Genomic DNA, 15,752 nt, shown 5'->3' with positions numbered 1-15,752 from the left:
CGGACACCCAGCTGAGCCCGCGCCGGACGCCCGACTGAGTCCGCGCTGGACGCGCACCCGAGTCCGTCCGGAGCGCGCACCCTCAGTCCGTCCGGGAAGACCGGCCTCTCCGCCGGGCGGCGACACGCGAAAGGGGGGCCGCCCCGCAGGACGGCCCCCCATCGCACGACGTCAGACGTACCGCTCCAGGATCGACGACTCCGCCAGCCGCGAGAGACCCTCGCGCACGCTGCGGGCCCGTGCCTCGCCGACGCCGTCCACCGTCTGGAGGTCGTCCACGCTCGCCGCCAGCAGCTTCTGCAGGCCCCCAAAGTGCTCCACCAGCCGCTCGATGATGGTGTTCGGCAGCCGCGGCACCTTCGCCAGCAGCCGGAAGCCGCGCGGGGAGACCGCCGAGTCCAGCGTCTCGGGCGACCCGCTGTAGCCCAGTGCCCGCGCCACCACCGGCAGTTCCAGCAGCTCGGTGTGGGTCAGCGAGTCCAGCTCGGTCAGCGCCTCGGTCACCGTACGCGACCGTTTCGCCGTCGGCTCGGGGACGTAGTCGCGGACGACCAGCTCCCGCTCCGGCTCCACCCCGGCGATCAGCTCGTCCAGCTGGAGCGAGAGGAGCCGCCCGTCGGTGCCCAGCTCGACCACGTACTCCGCGATCTCCGTGGCGATCCGCCGCACCATCTCCAGCCGCTGGGCCACCGCCGTCACGTCCCGCACGGTGACCAGGTCCTCGATCTCCAGCGCGGACAGCGTGCCCGCCACCTCGTCGAGGCGGAGCTTGTACCGCTCCAGGGTCGCGAGCGCCTGGTTGGCCCGGGACAGGATCGCCGAGGACTCCTCCAGGACCCGCCGCTCGCCGTGCACGTACAGCGCGATCAGCCGCATCGACTGGGAGACCGAGACGACGGGGAAGCCGCACGCCTTGGAGACCCGGTCCGCCGTACGGTGCCGGGTGCCCGTCTCCTCCGTGGGGATCGAGGCGTCCGGGACCAGCTGCACTCCGGCGCGCAGGATTTTGGTCATGTCCTTGTCGAGGATCAGCGCTCCGTCGAGCTTGCACAGCTCGCGCAGCCGCGTCGCCGTGAACTCCACGTCCAGCACGAATCCGCCGGTGCACATCGACTCGACGGTCTTGTCCATCCCCAGGACGATCAGCCCGCCGGTATTGCCGCGGAGAATGCGCTCCAGGCCGTCCCGCAGGGCCATGCCGGGCGCGACCGCGCTCAGCGAGGCGCGCATCAGCGCCTCGTTGCCGGTGCCTTGGCCGGACTTTCCGGGCGTCGTCGCCCGGTCGTTGGCTGCCACTGCACTCCTCCGGTCACAGGTTTGCGGTGCCCTTGCGTCCGCCATGCCGTGTCCACGGGCGGGCGAGACCAGGGCAAAGTCTACCGGCGCGCCCCGTCCTCCTGTGGTGCCTCCTTGCGAGAGCGGGACGGGAGGACCCGCAGGGCGTCGCCCATGTCGGCGACTTCTGTGACCTTCATACCGGACGGGACCCTTCCCGGGTCGGTCGGGACCAGGGCGTGGGTGAAGCCGAGGCGGTGTGCCTCGGCCAGTCTCCGCTGCACCCCGGTGACCCGCCTGACCTCGCCCGCGAGCCCCACCTCGCCGATCGCGACCAGGTTCTTCGGCAGCGGGGTGTCACTGGCCGCACTGGCCAGGGCGAGCGCGACGGCCAGGTCGGCGGCGGGCTCGGTGAGCTTCACCCCGCCCACCGTCGCGCTGTAGATGTCCCGCTTGCCGAGCGCGCTGATCCGGCCGCGCTGCTCCAGCACGGCGAGCATCATCGACACCCGGGAGGTCTCCAGACCGGAGGTGGTGCGCCGGGGCGAGGGGATCTGCGAGTCGACGGTCAGCGCCTGCACCTCGGCGACCAGCGGCCGCTTGCCCTCCAGCGTCACGGTGAGGCAGGTGCCCGGCACCGCCACGTCGCGGCGGGTGAGGAAGAGGCCCGAGGGGTCGGCGAGACCCGTGATGCCCTCGTCGTGCAGTTCGAAGCAGCCGACCTCGTCGGTCGCCCCGTAGCGGTTCTTGACGCCGCGCACCAGGCGCAGCCGGGCGTGCCGGTCGCCCTCGAAGGAGAGCACCACGTCCACCAGGTGCTCCAGCAGCCGGGGCCCGGCGATCGCGCCGTCCTTGGTGACATGGCCGACCAGCAGCGTGGCCATCCCGCGCTCCTTGGACGCCCGGATCAGCGCCCCGGCCACCTCCCGCACCTGGGCCATCCCGCCGGGCGCGCCGTCGATCTCGGGCGAGGCGACCGTCTGCACCGAGTCCAGGACGAGCAGCGAGGGCTTCACCTCGTCCAGATGCGCGAGCACCGCGGACAGGTCGGTCTCCGCCGCGAGGTACAGGTGGTCGTTAATCGCCCGGATGCGGTCGGCCCGCAGCCGGACCTGGCTGGCGGACTCCTCGGCGGTCACATAGAGCGTGCGGTGGTCGTCGCCGGCCGCCTTGGCCGCCACGTCCAGCAGCAGCGTCGACTTGCCGACCCCCGGCTCGCCCGCCAGCAGCACGACGGCCCCCGGCACCAGCCCGCCGCCGAGCACTCGGTCCAGCTCGCTGACGCCGGTGGAGCGGGCGGTGGCCGTGCGGCTGTCGACCTGGCCGATCGGCAGCGCGGCGGTGGAGACCCGCCCGGCCGCGGTCGTGCGCACGGCGGGGGCGCCGCCGAACTCCTCGACCGTCCCCCAGGCCTGGCACTCGGGGCACCGGCCGAGCCATTTGGCGGTGGTCCAGCCGCATTCGGTGCAGCGGTAGGACGGCCGGTCCTTCGCGGATTTCGTACGGGCAGCCATGGCGTCACCGTATCGGTGACGTCTGACAGTCCCGTCCGCCCACCGCTGGCAGCCCCGCCCGCCTGTCCCGCCCGCCTGTCCGGCCCGCCCGTCCGCGCGGGCCGGACGGGGGGACGGAGGCGGAGTCGGCCCGCCGCGGGCCCCGGGGGCGCGACGGGATCGCGCGTCGGTGCGTCCGCACGGAGGGCGCACGGAAGCACTCCGGAGCATGCGCGGAGCACGCGCGGGCGGGAAGCTTCGGCCGCTGTCCTCTTTCGAGGGATACCTTCACTCGTAAGGATTAAATGTACTCAAGGGGTATTAAGGGGATGCGCTCCTCTGCCTACGGTCGCCGGGTGACGAGCAGCAGGCTGGAGACCCCCACACACACCACCGGCGCACACCGGGCGCACCGCCGGGACCACGACGCGGCGGCACAGCGGACGTCCGCACGGGGCGAGCCGTATCTCGACGGGCTGTTCACCTACTGCCTCTCCGTGCTCTGCGACCACGACGCGGCCACCGAGGCGCTCGGCGCGGTCCTGGCGGTCGCGGAGCGGCACGAGGCCCGGTGCCCCGCCGCCGAGGAGGAAAGTCAATCCTGGCTGTACGCCCTGGCCAGGTGGACCTGTCTGCGCACCCTCACCGAACGCAAGCGCGGCCGCCAGGCGCACCGCCGCCCATCGGGCCAGGCCGCCAAGCCCTCCCGTACGGCCAAGGCGTCCGAGCCCCCCGCGCCGCCTGTCCCGGGGGCCAAGTACACCCCGGCCGCGCAGGCGATGAACCCCCCGGCGCCCGAGGCGAAGCACACCTCGGGCACGCAACCCGGACACGCCCAAGGCGCGCAACCCGGGCACACCTCGGGCGCGCAACCCGGACATGCCCAGGGCGCGCAGACCGGGCCCACTCCGGGCGCGCAGGCCGGGCACGTCCCGGGGCGGGGTGGGAAGCACGCCCCCGCCCGCCCCGTCATCACCCCCGAGGACGCCGCCACCCCCGACCCCACCGAGTCCCCGGCCGCCGAGGCCCGCCGCCGGGAGCTGGCCACGCTCGCCTGGCCCGAGGCGGCGGGCACCACCCCCGAGCAGCGCGAAGCCCTCGAACTGGCCGTACGCCACCGGCTCCCCCCGCGCTCCGTCGCCGCCGTCCTCGGCCTGGAGCCCGCCACCGCCCGGGAGCTGCTGGCCGCCGGGGCCTGCGAGGTCGAGCGCACCCGCGCCGCCCTCGCCGTGGTCGAGACGGGCGACTGCCCCACCGTCTCCCGGCTCACCGGCGACCACCAGGTGCTGCTCTCCGCCGCTCTGCGCCGCGAGCTGGTCCGCCACGTCGACGACTGCCCCCGCTGCCGCCGCGCCGCCGAGCGGGCCGACGCCGCGGGGCCCTGGCCCGGGGCGGCCCTGGCCCCGACCGCCGCGCTGCCCCTGGTCGAGGCCCCCCGCCCCTCCGTGTACGTGGCGATGGCTCACGCCCGGCGCTCCCGTTCCGGCGGACCGCGCTTCGACCGCGCCGGCTACCCCCTGGACCCCAAGGACCACGCCGCCCGCCGGGACCGGGTGCGCGCCCGGGTCGTCACCACCACCGTCGTCGCCACCGTGGTCGCCGCCCCCGTGATCGCCCTGTGGGCCGCCTACCGCGGGGCACCCCAGACCGGCGAGGCGAACGACTCCTCCTCCGTCACCGCCACCGAGGTCGACGGCGCGGGCGGGATGAGCGGCGATCCGTACGAGAAGACCGGCAGCGCCCGTCCGGGCGACCGGTTCGGGGCGCGCGTCCCGGACGTCACCGCCGAGGTCATCAGCATCGGCGGCGCCCAGCAGGGCGACGGCCGTCTCGCGGTCGCCGCCCGGACCTCCGGCGCCGTCACGACGATCACCCTGACCGCGTCCGGCGGCTCCCCGGTCACCTGGTCGGCGGCGACGGACGCGTCCTGGCTGCGCCTGAGCCGGACGTCCGGGACGCTCGCGGCCGGGCAGTCCACGACGCTGGTGGTCTCGGTGGTCCACGCCGCGCAGCCGAGGGGCCCGTGGCGGGCCCGGATCTCGGTCAACCCGTCCGGTTCCGCCGTGGTCATCGACGGCTACGGAGCGGCCCCGCCGACCACGGGCGGCCCGCGCCCCACGCGCCCCGGGACGGGCTCGCCCCGCCCCACGGACCCGGGTCCCACCGACCCAGGACCGGACCCGACCAGCCCCGGCCCCACGGACCCGGGCCCCGACCCCACCGACCCCGGTCCCGACCCGACCGACCCCACGGACCCGCCGGACCCGACCGGACCGCCGGACCCCACGGACCCGCCGGAGCCGACCCCGGACCCGACCGATCCGACGGACCCGGGCCCCACCGACCCGGGCCCGACCAGCCCCGGCCCCTCGGACCCGGGCCCCTCTGACCCGGGCCCGACGGGCTGAACCACCCGCCGCCGCGCCCGGGGAGTGCGTCCACGGGCGGCCGACGCCGACGACTCGGCCGACGCCGATGCCGACGATTCGGCCCACGCCGACGATTCGGGCGACACCGACGGCTCAGCTGACGCCGACGACTGGGCCTACGCCGACGCCGACGATTCAGCCGACGCCGACGACACGGTCGAAGGAGCGGCCGAGGGAGACCGGGCGGCCTCCTAGCGCCTCTTCTTCGCCGGGGCCTGCGGCGGGTCGGCCGGGTGCGGGGCCATCGGCAGCAGTGCGGACAACCGCTCCTCGCACAGTTCGGCGAGCCGGTCGTAGCCCTCCTTGCCCATCAGCTCGACCAGTTCCGGGCGGTAGGAGACGTACACCGGCTCCCCGGCCCCGTGCGCCGAGGTCGCCGAGGTGCACCACCAGTGCAGGTCGTGTCCGCCCGGACCCCAGCCCCGGCGGTCGTACTCCCCGATCGTCACTTGAAGGACCCGGGTGTCGTCGGGCCGGTCGATCCAGTCGTACGTCCGCCGCACCGGCAGCTGCCAGCACACGTCCGGCTTGGTCTCCAGCGGCTCCCGGCCCTCGCGCAGCGCCAGGATGTGCAGCGAGCAGCCCGCCCCGGCGGCGAACCCCGGCCGGTTCTGGAAGATGCAGGAACCCTCCCAGCGGCGCGTCTGGCGTTCGCCGTCCTCGTCGACGCCGACCCAGCCCGTTCCCGTGCCGACGTCGTGGAACTGCCACAGCTCCGGGGTGAGCCGCGCCACGTGCTCCGCGACCCGCTTCTCGTCGTCCTCGTCGGAGAAGTGCGCGCCCAGCGTGCAGCAGCCGTCGTCGGCCCGGCCCGCCTGGATCCCCTGGCAGCCGCTGCCGAAGATGCAGGTCCAGCGGGAGGTCAGCCAGGTCAGATCGCAGCGGAAGACCTGCTCGTCGTCGGCCGGGTCCGGGAACTCCACCCAGGCCCGCGCGAAGTCGAGCCCCTTCTCGTCGGCCGGATCAGGTCCGCCCGCCTCCGGCTGTGTCGTCCCCTCGTTCGTCTTCGGCTTCTTCGTGGCTTTGTCCTGCTTAGCCTTTTTCGTCTTTGGCACGCGGACAGCGTAAGTCCGATGGAGCAGTAGCGTTCCCCTATGAGACTCGGAGTCCTCGACGTGGGGTCGAACACGGTTCATCTCCTGGCGGTCGACGCCCACCCCGGCGCCCGCCCGCTGCCCGCGCACTCGCACAAGGCCGAGCTGCGGCTCGCCGAACTCCTCGACGAGACCGGCGCGATCGGCCCGCCGGGCGTGGACCGGCTCGTCGCCACGATCGCCGGGGCGGTCCAGGCCGCCGAGGACAAGGGGTGCGAGGACGTACTGCCGTTCGCCACCTCCGCGGTCCGCGAGGCGACCAACGCCGACCAGGTGCTGGAGCGGGTCCGGGAGGAGACCGGTGTGGACCTCGCCGTCCTCAGCGGCGAGGAGGAGGCCCGGCTGACCTTCCTGGCCGCCCGCCGCTGGTTCGGCTGGTCGGCGGGGAAGCTGCTGGTCCTGGACATCGGCGGCGGCTCGCTGGAGATCGCCTTCGGCATCGACGAGGAGCCGGACACCGCGGTGTCCCTGCCGCTCGGCGCGGGCCGCCTCACCGGCGCCTGGCTCCAGCAGGACCCGGCCGACCCGGAACAGGTCAGGGCGTTGCGCCGGCACGTGCGGGCCAGCATCGCCCGCACCGTGGGCGAGTTCAGCCGGGCCGGGCGGCCGGACCACGTCGTCGCCACCTCCAAGACCTTCAAGCAGCTCGCCCGGATCGCCGGAGCGGCCCGCTCCGCCGAGGGGCTGTACGTCCAGCGCACCCTGACCCGCGAGGCCCTGGAGGAGTGGGTGCCGAAGCTGACGACGATGACCGTCGAGGAGCGCAGCCGTCTCCCCGGGGTCTCCGAGGGCCGCGCCGCCCAGCTGCTCGCCGGGGCCCTGGTCGCCGAGGGCGCGATGGACCTGTTCGGCGTCGAGGAGCTGGAGATCTGCCCCTGGGCGCTGCGCGAGGGCGTCATCCTGCGCCGCCTGGACCACCTCCCGCCGCAGCGGATCGCGCTGCCGGGGTGACGGACGGTCACACGCCCATGGCCCTGATCACTTTCCGCCAGGGGCCCTCGGCGCGGCGCACCGCTGCCCGTACGCTGTCCAGGTGGCAGAACCAGTGGTGCGCATCCCCGATGCGAAGGTCGCCCTGTCCACGGCCTCGGTCTACCCCGAGTCCACCGCGACGGCCTTCGAGATCGCCGCGCGCCTGGGGTACGACGGCGTCGAGGTCATGGTCTGGACCGACCCCGTCAGCCAGGACATCGAGGCCCTGCGCCGCCTCTCCGACCACCACCGGGTCCCGATCCTCGCGGTGCACGCCCCCTGCCTCCTGATCACCCAGCGGGTCTGGTCCACCGACCCCTGGGTCAAGCTCCAGCGGGCCCGCGCCGCCGCCGAGAAGCTGGGCGCCTCCACCGTCGTGGTGCACCCGCCGTTCCGGTGGCAGCGCGGCTACGCCCGGGACTTCGTCACCGGGATCTGGCGGATGGCGCACGAGACGGACGTCCGGTTCGCCGTCGAGAACATGTACCCCTGGCGCTACCGGGACCGCGAGATGCTCGCGTACGCCCCCGACTGGGACGTCACCAACGACGACTACCGGCACTTCACGGTCGACCTCTCGCACACCGCGACCGCCCGCACCGAGGCGCTCGCCATGGTGGACCGGATGGGCGACCGGCTCGCCCACGTCCACCTCGCCGACGGCAAGGGGTCGGCCAAGGACGAGCACCTGGTGCCGGGCCGGGGCGACCAGCCGTGCGCGGAGCTGCTGGAGCGTCTCGCCCGCACGGGCTTCGACGGCCATGTCGTCATCGAGGTCAACACCCGGCGCGCGATGTCCTCCGCCGAACGCGAGGCCGACCTCGCCGAGGCGCTGGCCTTCACCCGCCTCCACCTCGCCACGGCCGTCGCGGCCCCCCTCGACCCCGGCCCGTCGACCCCGGCTCACCACCCGTGACGGGGGAGCCCGACCCGCGGGCCGTGACCGGGTAAACCCGGGCCATGGCCGAGGTCGCGTCCGTCGGCCACCAGGGCAGCCCGCCACCAGGGCAGCCCGCAACCGGGGCCGCCCCTCCCGCAAGGTTGCCGCCGGGGGGCGAGGGGCGCGGGGATGGTGCGGGGCCGCCCCGGAGCGCGGGGGGACCGACCACCCACCGACCATCGTGTCCCGCATTCCGGACAGCCTGTCCAGATCTTGGATTCGAGGCGTACGCTCGAAAGACAGTCTTTTCTGCCGAAGGAGCGAGCGACGATGCCCGAGCTGAGGTCCCGCACGGTCACCCACGGACGCAACATGGCGGGCGCGCGCGCCCTTATGCGCGCGTCGGGCGTAGCGAGCGCGGACATCGGCAAGCCGATCATCGCCGTCGCCAACTCCTTCACCGAGTTCGTCCCCGGCCACACCCACCTCGCCCCGGTCGGCCGGATCGTCTCCGAGGCGATCGCGGCGGCGGGCGCGGTCCCGCGCGAGTTCAACACCATCGCCGTGGACGACGGCATCGCGATGGGCCACGGCGGGATGCTCTACAGCCTGCCCTCGCGCGACCTGATCGCCGACTCCGTGGAGTACATGGTCGAGGCGCACTGCGCGGACGCCCTGATCTGCATCTCCAACTGCGACAAGATCACCCCGGGCATGCTGAACGCCGCCATGCGCCTCAACATCCCGACCGTCTTCGTCTCCGGCGGCCCGATGGAGGCCGGCAAGGCCACCCTCGTCGACGGAACCGTGCGCAAACTCGACCTGGTCAACGCGATCAGCGACGCGGTCGACGAGTCGATCTCGGACGAGGACATCCTCCGCATCGAGGAGAATGCCTGCCCCACCTGCGGCAGCTGTTCCGGCATGTTCACCGCCAACTCGATGAACTGCCTGACCGAGGCCCTCGGCCTCTCCCTCCCCGGCAACGGCTCGGTCCTCGCCACCCACACCGCCCGCAGGGCGCTGTACGAGAACGCGGGCCGCACGGTCGTCGAGATCACGAAGCGCTACTACGAGCAGGACGACGCCACGGTCCTGCCCCGCTCCATCGGCACCCGCGCCGCTTTCGACAACGCCATGGCGCTGGACATCGCGATGGGCGGCTCGACCAACACGATCCTGCACCTGCTGGCCGCCGCCCAGGAGGCCGAACTGGCCTACGACCTGGCCGACATCGACGCCGTCTCGCGCCGGGTCCCGTGCCTGTCCAAGGTCGCCCCGAACGTCGCGCCCGGCGGCACGTACTACATGGAGGACGTCCACCGGGCGGGCGGCATCCCCGCCCTCCTCGGCGAGCTGCACCGCGGCGGACTCCTCAACGAGGGCGTCCACTCGGTGCACTCCGACACCCTCGCCGAGTGGCTGAAGACCTGGGACGTGCGCGGCGGCTCCCCGTCCGCCGAGGCCGTCGAGCTGTGGCACGCCGCCCCCGGCTGCGTCCGCTCCGCCACCGCCTTCTCCCAGTCCGAGCGGTGGGACACCCTCGACCTGGACGCGGCCGGGGGCTGCATCCGCGACGTCGAGCACGCCTACTCCCAGGACGGCGGCCTCGCCGTCCTCAAGGGCAACCTGGCCGTGGACGGCTGCGTCGTGAAGACGGCCGGTGTCGACGAGTCGATCTGGACCTTCGAAGGCCCGGCCGTCGTCTGCGAGTCCCAGGACGAGGCCGTCGACAAGATCCTCCGCAAGGAGATCACCCCGGGCGACGTCGTCGTCATCCGCTACGAGGGCCCGCGCGGCGGCCCCGGCATGCAGGAGATGCTCTACCCCACCTCCTTCCTCAAGGGCCGGGGCCTGGGCAAGGTCTGCGCCCTGGTCACCGACGGCCGCTTCTCCGGCGGCACGTCGGGCCTCTCCATCGGCCACGCCTCGCCCGAGGCGGCCTCCGGCGGCACGATCGCGCTCGTCGAGGACGGGGACCGCATCCGGATCGACATCCCGGGCCGCTCCATCGAGCTGCTGGTCGGCGACGCCGAACTGGCCACCCGCCGCGAGGCGTTGAACGGCGTCTACGCGCCGAAGAACCGCGACCGCAAGGTGTCGGCCGCGCTGCGCGCCTACGCGGCGATGGCGACGAGCGCGGACCGGGGCGCGGTCCGGGACGTCTCCCAACTGGGCTGACCCCGCCGCCCGGCCCCCGCGCGCGAGGAGACGGCGCGGCGGCAGGACCGCGTCGCGGGGACCGTCCACCCCGGAGTGGTTCGCCACCCAGGGACCGGCCCCCGCGCGCGCCGGGACTCCGCGTGGACCACCTCGGGCCCCCCGGTGTCCGCGCGCACCGGGACACGGCACCCGCGCCCTCGTGTGGTTCGCCAGCCAGGGCCCGGCCCCCGCGCGCACCGGGACGCCGCCTGGTCCGCCCCCGGGCCCCCGGACCCGGCCGGTGGCGCCCGCCGTACGCGTTACGCGGGTCGGCATCGGCCCTCGGACCGAGCCCCGGGCGGCCGACCCCTGGGCGGCAGCCACTCACGTACGTACCCCCGGCAGCCCCTCAGCCGCCGGGACCAGGACGGCAGACACCTACGGACCCGCCTCCGGGCCCCGGGGCGACGGCCTCACCAGCCGCCCGGGTCCGCCGTGTCCAGGGCGAAGACCGACCCGTCCGGCGCGCTGCCCACCACCATGCGCCCCGTCACCACCGGCGCGGGCAGATCCGAGGCGTACGCCAGTTTCCCGCCGCTCAGTCGCGCCCGGCTCTGCCCCACCAGCGCGCCCCGGGCGGTGTCGACGGCCAGCAGCCGCCCGTCCGCGGCCGAGAAGTACAGCCGTCCGCCCGCACCGGCCACCGGTGCGGACGCCCGTCCGACCCCGGTCTCCAGCCGCCACAGCTCCGCCTTCTCCCCGTCGCGCGCCGTGGTGTCCACGGCCACCAGCGAACCGCCCCGGCCCAGCAGGTACGCGGCGTCCCCGGCCATCGCCACCTGCGGCCCGTCCAGCGTGAAGGGCAGCGCGACCCGCACGGTGTCCCCGCTGCCGGGTGCGTACCGCACGAGCCCGGAGGTGTCGGAGTTCGCGTCCATCTCCGTCAGCACCAGGTCCCCGGCGCCCGCCGTGCCGACCGGGGTGAGCATCCCGTCCAGCCGCCGCTGCCACGACGCCCGGCCGTCGGCCGCGTCCACCGCGGTGACCAGGGTCGAGGCGCCGGACGGGGCGTGCTCGACGGCGTAGGCGAGCCCGGACTCCTCGTCGTACAGCGCGAAGTCGGGCCGGGTGTGTCCCGCCACCGGGCTCTTCCAGCGCACCTCGCCGCTGCCGCCGTCGAGCGCGGTGACCGTCCCGTCGTCCGCGACGGACAGCAGGGAGTCACCGGCCGGGAACACGCCACCCGGGCTCGCGGGGAGCGCGGTGTCCCGGAGTGCGGTGCCCTTGCCGGGGTCCAGCGCGCGCAGCTTCCCGTCCGGGCCGGTGCTCAGCACGGCCCCGCCCGAGACGATCGGCGCGGCCGTCTCCCGGGCGGCGGACCCGGCCGACCACAGCACCCGGCCGTCGGCCGGGTCGATCCTGGCCGTGCCGGTCCCGGCCACCGAGCAGTACAGCGCCGCCCCGGATCCGGCGGAGGAGCAGACGGGCGTGGCGCCGCCGTCACCCCGCAGCTCGGTACGCCACGGTCCGGAGCCGGAGCCGGTGGTGCGCCCCGGCCCGGTGCGCTCCGGCTCCGCACGCCCCGGCGTCGCGGACTCCCGCCCGTCCCCGCCGCCCCACACCGCGTACGCACCGGTACCCGCCCCCGCCACCAGCAGGAGCAGTGCCGACGCCAGGACGATCCGGGTGCGCGGCAGCCGTCGGCGCCGCGCGGGGCGCCCGCCGCGCACATGCGTGTCCTCCTCCGCGCCCGCCCGCTCCCCGGCCACCGGGACAGCGGCAGCGGCACCCGGCCGCCGCCGCCCCGGTACGAACGCCGCGGCCTCGTACGACGGGGGCCCCAGCGCCGCCATCACCTCGTCCGGCGTCGGCCGGTCCGCCGGGTCCTTCGCCAGGCACCGGGCGACCAGCGGGGCCAGCTCCTCCGGCACCCCGCCCAGATCGGGCTGGTCGTGCACCACCTGGTACGCCACGATGTACGGGCTGTCCGAGTCGAACGGCCCGCGCCCGGTCGCCGCGTGCACGATCACGGCCCCCAGCGCGAACACGTCGGCGGGCGGGCCCACCTCACGCGGCCGCTGGAACTGCTCGGGGGCCATGTAGGGCGGCGAGCCGATCAGCTTGCCGGTCTCGGTGCGCAGATCGCTGTCGTACGGCCGGGAGATTCCGAAGTCGATGACCTTGGGGCCGCCGTCGGTCAGCAGCACGTTGCTCGGTTTCAGGTCGCGGTGGATCACGCCCGCCCGGTGGATGTCCCGCAGCGCCTCCGCCAGTCCGGCGGTCAGCCTGCGCAGCTCGGCGGGGGCCATCGGGCCGTTCCGCCTGACCTGCTCGGAGAGGGTGGGGCCGGGAACGTAGAGCGTGGCCATCCAGGGCCGTCCGGCCTCCGGATCGGCGTCGACGACGGGCGCGGTGAACGCCCCGCTCACCCGGCGCGCGGCCGCCACCTCCTGCCGGAACCGGGCCCTGAACTCGGGGTCCGCCGCATAGGGGGCGTGCACCACCTTCACCGCGAGCTGCAACCCGGAGGCCGAACGCGCCAGATGGACGACCCCCATGCCGCCCGAGCCGAGACAGGCCTCCAGGCGGTAGGAACCGGCGTACCGCGGAAATTCCGCTTCCGGATGCGCTCCGGGCTCTCGCAGCGGCGGCATCGCCCACCCCCGTGTGTTCGTGCGCATGCGACCGTGCGTTCGAGTCGCACGCGACGCACGGAGCCTAGTCGATGGTGCGTGCGAGAAGCACGGGGGTTGCTAGCCTGCGCGTCGTACGCCGCGAGCGCGTACGCGTTGGTCAACGGGGGAGGCCCGAGTGGGCGTCGAAGAGCAGACACAGGAACCGACGGCGGCCGGGGCGACGGCGCGGACAGCGGTGGAGACCGCCGACTCCGCCACCCGCTACCCCGTCGCCCCGGGCTACCGGGTCAACGTCCGCAGCGGACCGGGCACCGGCTACCGCATCGTGCGGACCCTGCCGTACGGGCAGAAGATCCCGATCTACTGCCAGAAGCCGGGGGAGCAGGTCACCGGCCCCTACGGCACCACGAACCTCTGGGACAACATCGCCAACGGCCAGTTCGTCTCGGACGCCTACGTCTACACCGGCCGCGACGGCTACGTCGCCCCGCGCTGCGACTGACCCGCTCCCGGCCGACACCGGGGACGAGCGGGCATGGCGGATAATCGACCCCGTGAGCGAGAACAGCGAAGCCCCCGGCACCCCGCCCGCGGGAGGGAAGCCCTCCGGCGGCGCCCCGACGACCCCCGGCCCGCAGCCCGAGCCCATCCGCTTCTTCGGGACGACCTGGGTCGACCACGACGGCGGCTACGGGCTGCGCCGCGCCGGGGTCGCGGTCGGCTCCCTGGCCGCCGCGGCAGCCGCCTGCTTCGTGCTGCGCTTCGCCTTCCAGGGCCTCCAGATCGCGGAGGTCGGCAGCCTGGTCGGGATGCTGGTGATCGTGATGTTCGCGGTGTGCAGCGCGATCGCGTTCCGCAAGACCTGGGAGGGCTTCGGTGCCCGCCCCAAGGACCCGGCCCGCGAGGACGCCCTGCGCGGACTGAAGTCGATCGGGTTCATCGGCTCGCTGCTCGCCTACTTCGTCCGCTCACTCACGGAGGCCCCGGGCGAGAAGCTGCGCCGCACGGAGTACGAGACAGCACGCGCCCAGTACGACAAGCGCCGCTCGTCCCGCACCGGCAACCCGGCCGCCCGCAAGAACTCCGGCCGCAAGCGCCCCAAGCGCACCTGAGCACCCCCGACCCGCCCCAGCCGCCGCACACTCCCTCAACCCCGGCCCGTACCACGGCCACCGCGGCACGCGCCCCGCGCCAACTGCCCCACGACCGCCGGACACTCACCCCCTCCCCCTTCTGGTCCCGGTCGTCCTGACCACCTTCCGCCGCCGTACGCCGTGACAACTCCGATGCGAGGATGACGGGGAGAGCACAGCCCAGCACAGCCCGGAGGGTGAACGCATGACCCAGACAGTCGCAGTCCTCGGCACCGGCAAGATCGGCGAGGCCCTGCTCAGCGGCATGATCCGGGCGGGCTGGCGACCGGCCGACCTCCTGGTCACCACCCGCCGCGGCGACCGGGCCCAGGAGCTGCACACGCGGTACGGGGTCGAGTCGGTCACCAACGCGGAGGCGGCGAAGAACGCCGACGTCCTCATCCTCGCGGTCAAGCCGCAGGACATGGGCAGGCTGCTGGACGAACTGGTCCCGCACGTCACCGCCGACCGCCTGGTCATCAGCGCGGCGGCGGGCATCACGACCGCGTTCATCGAGGACCGGCTCACCGAGGGCACCCCCGTCGTGCGGGTCATGCCCAACACCCCGGTCCTCGTCGACGAAGGCATGTCCGTCATCTCGGCGGGCAGCCACGCCACCCCCGCCCACCTCACCACCACCGAGGAGATCTTCGGCGGCGTCGGCAAGACGCTGCGCGTCCCGGAGTCCCAGCAGGACGCGGCCACCGCCCTCTCCGGCTCGGGTCCCGCCTACTTCTACTTCCTGGTGGAGGCCATGACCGACGCGGGCATCCTGCTCGGCCTGCCCCGGGCCCAGGCCCACGACCTCATCGTCCAGGCGGCCATCGGCGCCGCCGTGATGCTCCGGGACAGCGGAGAACACCCGGTCAAACTGCGCGAGGCGGTCACCAGCCCGGCCGGCACCACCATCAGCGCCATCCGCGAACTGGAGAACCACGGCGTCCGCGCGGCCCTCATCGCCGCCCTGGAAGCAGCCCGCGACCGCAGCCGCGCCCTGGCCTCCGGCAACGGCTGACCAGGTGATTCCGCCGGGGGTTGACACACCCCCGGCGCGTCCGTAGTGTGCTCCGAGTTGTCCGACGTGAGCGCTGACTCCGGTCGGTCCCCGGACAACCATTCCGCAGTAACTACGAGAAGACGAGCGACTTCGTGTCGTATGTCTTTTCGTGCGCCTGCGCGAAATGAGGAAACCGGGTTCGAAGGAACGCCCCCGATTAGCGTCGGGGGCCAGGATTCCGCTAAAGTCTCACTCGTCGGAACGGCCCAACGGCCGTAATGGCAAAGCCCGCTGACTGGGAATCAGGCCCGAAAGGATCTGATAGAGTCGGACTCGCCGGAAAGGGAAAGCGCGAAAGCGAAGAACCTGGAAAGCGAAACTGTATGGCCCGCTTCGACCGGGAATCGGGCACTGGAAAGTGTCTGGTAGAGTCGGAAACGTAAGAACGGTAAGACTGAAGGGAAGCGCCCGGAGGGCCCGGTGATACGGGGCTGAAGGAAGCGTCCGTTCCTTGAGAACTCAACAGCGTGCCAAAAGTCAACGCCAGATATGTTGATACCCCGGCCTGCACCTGGTGCAGGTTGGTGGTTCCTTTGAAAGCCCTGTCGGGTCTGCTTCGGCGGCCGGGCAGGCAAGAACACAGCGAGGACGCTGTGAACGACTGGTCTTATTCCGGCTGGTTGTTCCGCTCTCGTGTGTGT

Annotated in this window: 12 protein-coding genes; 8 read left to right on the top strand and 4 right to left on the bottom strand. The window is 73.7% G+C overall.

The window, feature by feature from the left end:
- Positions 1-171: 171 nt before the first annotated feature.
- Positions 172-1,296, bottom strand: a complete 1,125-nt coding sequence (disA, locus tag ACIRRU_RS26845) for a DNA integrity scanning diadenylate cyclase DisA (protein WP_403684623.1) — start codon at positions 1,294-1,296, stop codon at positions 172-174.
- 80 nt (positions 1,297-1,376) lie between these two features.
- A complete protein-coding gene (gene radA / locus ACIRRU_RS26840) occupies positions 1,377-2,789 on the bottom strand; it encodes a DNA repair protein RadA (RefSeq protein WP_403684622.1) in 1,413 nt (470 codons plus the stop codon).
- 284 nt (positions 2,790-3,073) lie between these two features.
- Between radA and ACIRRU_RS26835 the strand changes: the two genes are divergently transcribed.
- Together ACIRRU_RS26835 and ACIRRU_RS26830 are read left to right on the top strand one after the other, a co-directional pair.
- On the top strand, positions 3,074-5,176 hold the full coding sequence (locus tag ACIRRU_RS26835) for a hypothetical protein (RefSeq protein WP_403684619.1): 2,103 nt from the start codon (positions 3,074-3,076) through the stop codon (positions 5,174-5,176).
- Between the two features lie 24 nt (positions 5,177-5,200).
- Entirely contained in the window at positions 5,201-5,392 is a 192-nt protein-coding gene (locus ACIRRU_RS26830) for a hypothetical protein (RefSeq protein WP_403684617.1), read from the top strand.
- Here the strand turns inward: ACIRRU_RS26830 and ACIRRU_RS26825 are convergent.
- On the bottom strand, positions 5,389-6,252 hold the full coding sequence (locus ACIRRU_RS26825) for a hypothetical protein (RefSeq protein ID WP_403684615.1): 864 nt from the start codon (positions 6,250-6,252) through the stop codon (positions 5,389-5,391). The two genes, ACIRRU_RS26830 and ACIRRU_RS26825, sit on opposite strands and share 4 nt — an antisense overlap.
- A gap of 39 nt (positions 6,253-6,291) precedes the next feature.
- Here ACIRRU_RS26825 and ACIRRU_RS26820 point away from each other — a divergent pair, with 39 nt between their 5' ends.
- The 3 genes from ACIRRU_RS26820 (at position 6,292) to ilvD (ending at position 10,324) form a co-directional block, all read left to right on the top strand.
- Entirely contained in the window at positions 6,292-7,242 is a 951-nt protein-coding gene (locus tag ACIRRU_RS26820; protein ID WP_403684614.1) for a Ppx/GppA family phosphatase, read from the top strand.
- Positions 7,243-7,336: 94 nt separating this feature from the next.
- The gene (locus tag ACIRRU_RS26815) at positions 7,337-8,179 is read left to right on the top strand and encodes a sugar phosphate isomerase/epimerase (RefSeq protein WP_363204849.1); all 843 of its coding nucleotides are present in this window, start codon (positions 7,337-7,339) and stop codon (positions 8,177-8,179) included.
- A 294-nt stretch (positions 8,180-8,473) separates the two neighbouring features.
- Entirely contained in the window at positions 8,474-10,324 is a 1,851-nt protein-coding gene (gene ilvD, locus ACIRRU_RS26810; protein WP_403684612.1) for a dihydroxy-acid dehydratase, read from the top strand.
- 434 nt (positions 10,325-10,758) lie between these two features.
- On the opposite strand, the gene ACIRRU_RS26805 is transcribed toward ilvD, so the two are convergent.
- A complete protein-coding gene (locus tag ACIRRU_RS26805) occupies positions 10,759-12,939 on the bottom strand; it encodes a protein kinase (RefSeq protein WP_403684815.1) in 2,181 nt (726 codons plus the stop codon).
- 157 nt (positions 12,940-13,096) lie between these two features.
- On the opposite strand from ACIRRU_RS26805, the gene ACIRRU_RS26800 reads away from it, so the two are divergent.
- From ACIRRU_RS26800 to proC, 3 genes are all read left to right on the top strand, one after another.
- Positions 13,097-13,423 (top strand): SH3 domain-containing protein, encoded by a 327-nt coding sequence (locus ACIRRU_RS26800; RefSeq protein WP_403684610.1) that lies wholly within the window; start codon positions 13,097-13,099, stop codon positions 13,421-13,423.
- A gap of 52 nt (positions 13,424-13,475) precedes the next feature.
- Positions 13,476-14,033: a hypothetical protein gene (locus ACIRRU_RS26795; protein ID WP_403684607.1), complete on the top strand. Its 558-nt coding sequence runs from the start codon at positions 13,476-13,478 to the stop codon at positions 14,031-14,033.
- A 226-nt stretch (positions 14,034-14,259) separates the two neighbouring features.
- Complete coding sequence (gene proC, locus ACIRRU_RS26790) at positions 14,260-15,069, top strand: pyrroline-5-carboxylate reductase (protein WP_363204841.1); 810 nt, start codon at positions 14,260-14,262, stop codon at positions 15,067-15,069.
- Positions 15,070-15,752 lie beyond the last annotated feature (683 nt).

Origin of the sequence: Streptomyces sp. NPDC101181 (assembly GCF_044767975.1) — a bacterium.
Classification (GTDB): domain Bacteria; phylum Actinomycetota; class Actinomycetes; order Streptomycetales; family Streptomycetaceae; genus Streptomyces.
This window is presented reverse-complemented; position numbering and strand designations above follow the sequence as displayed.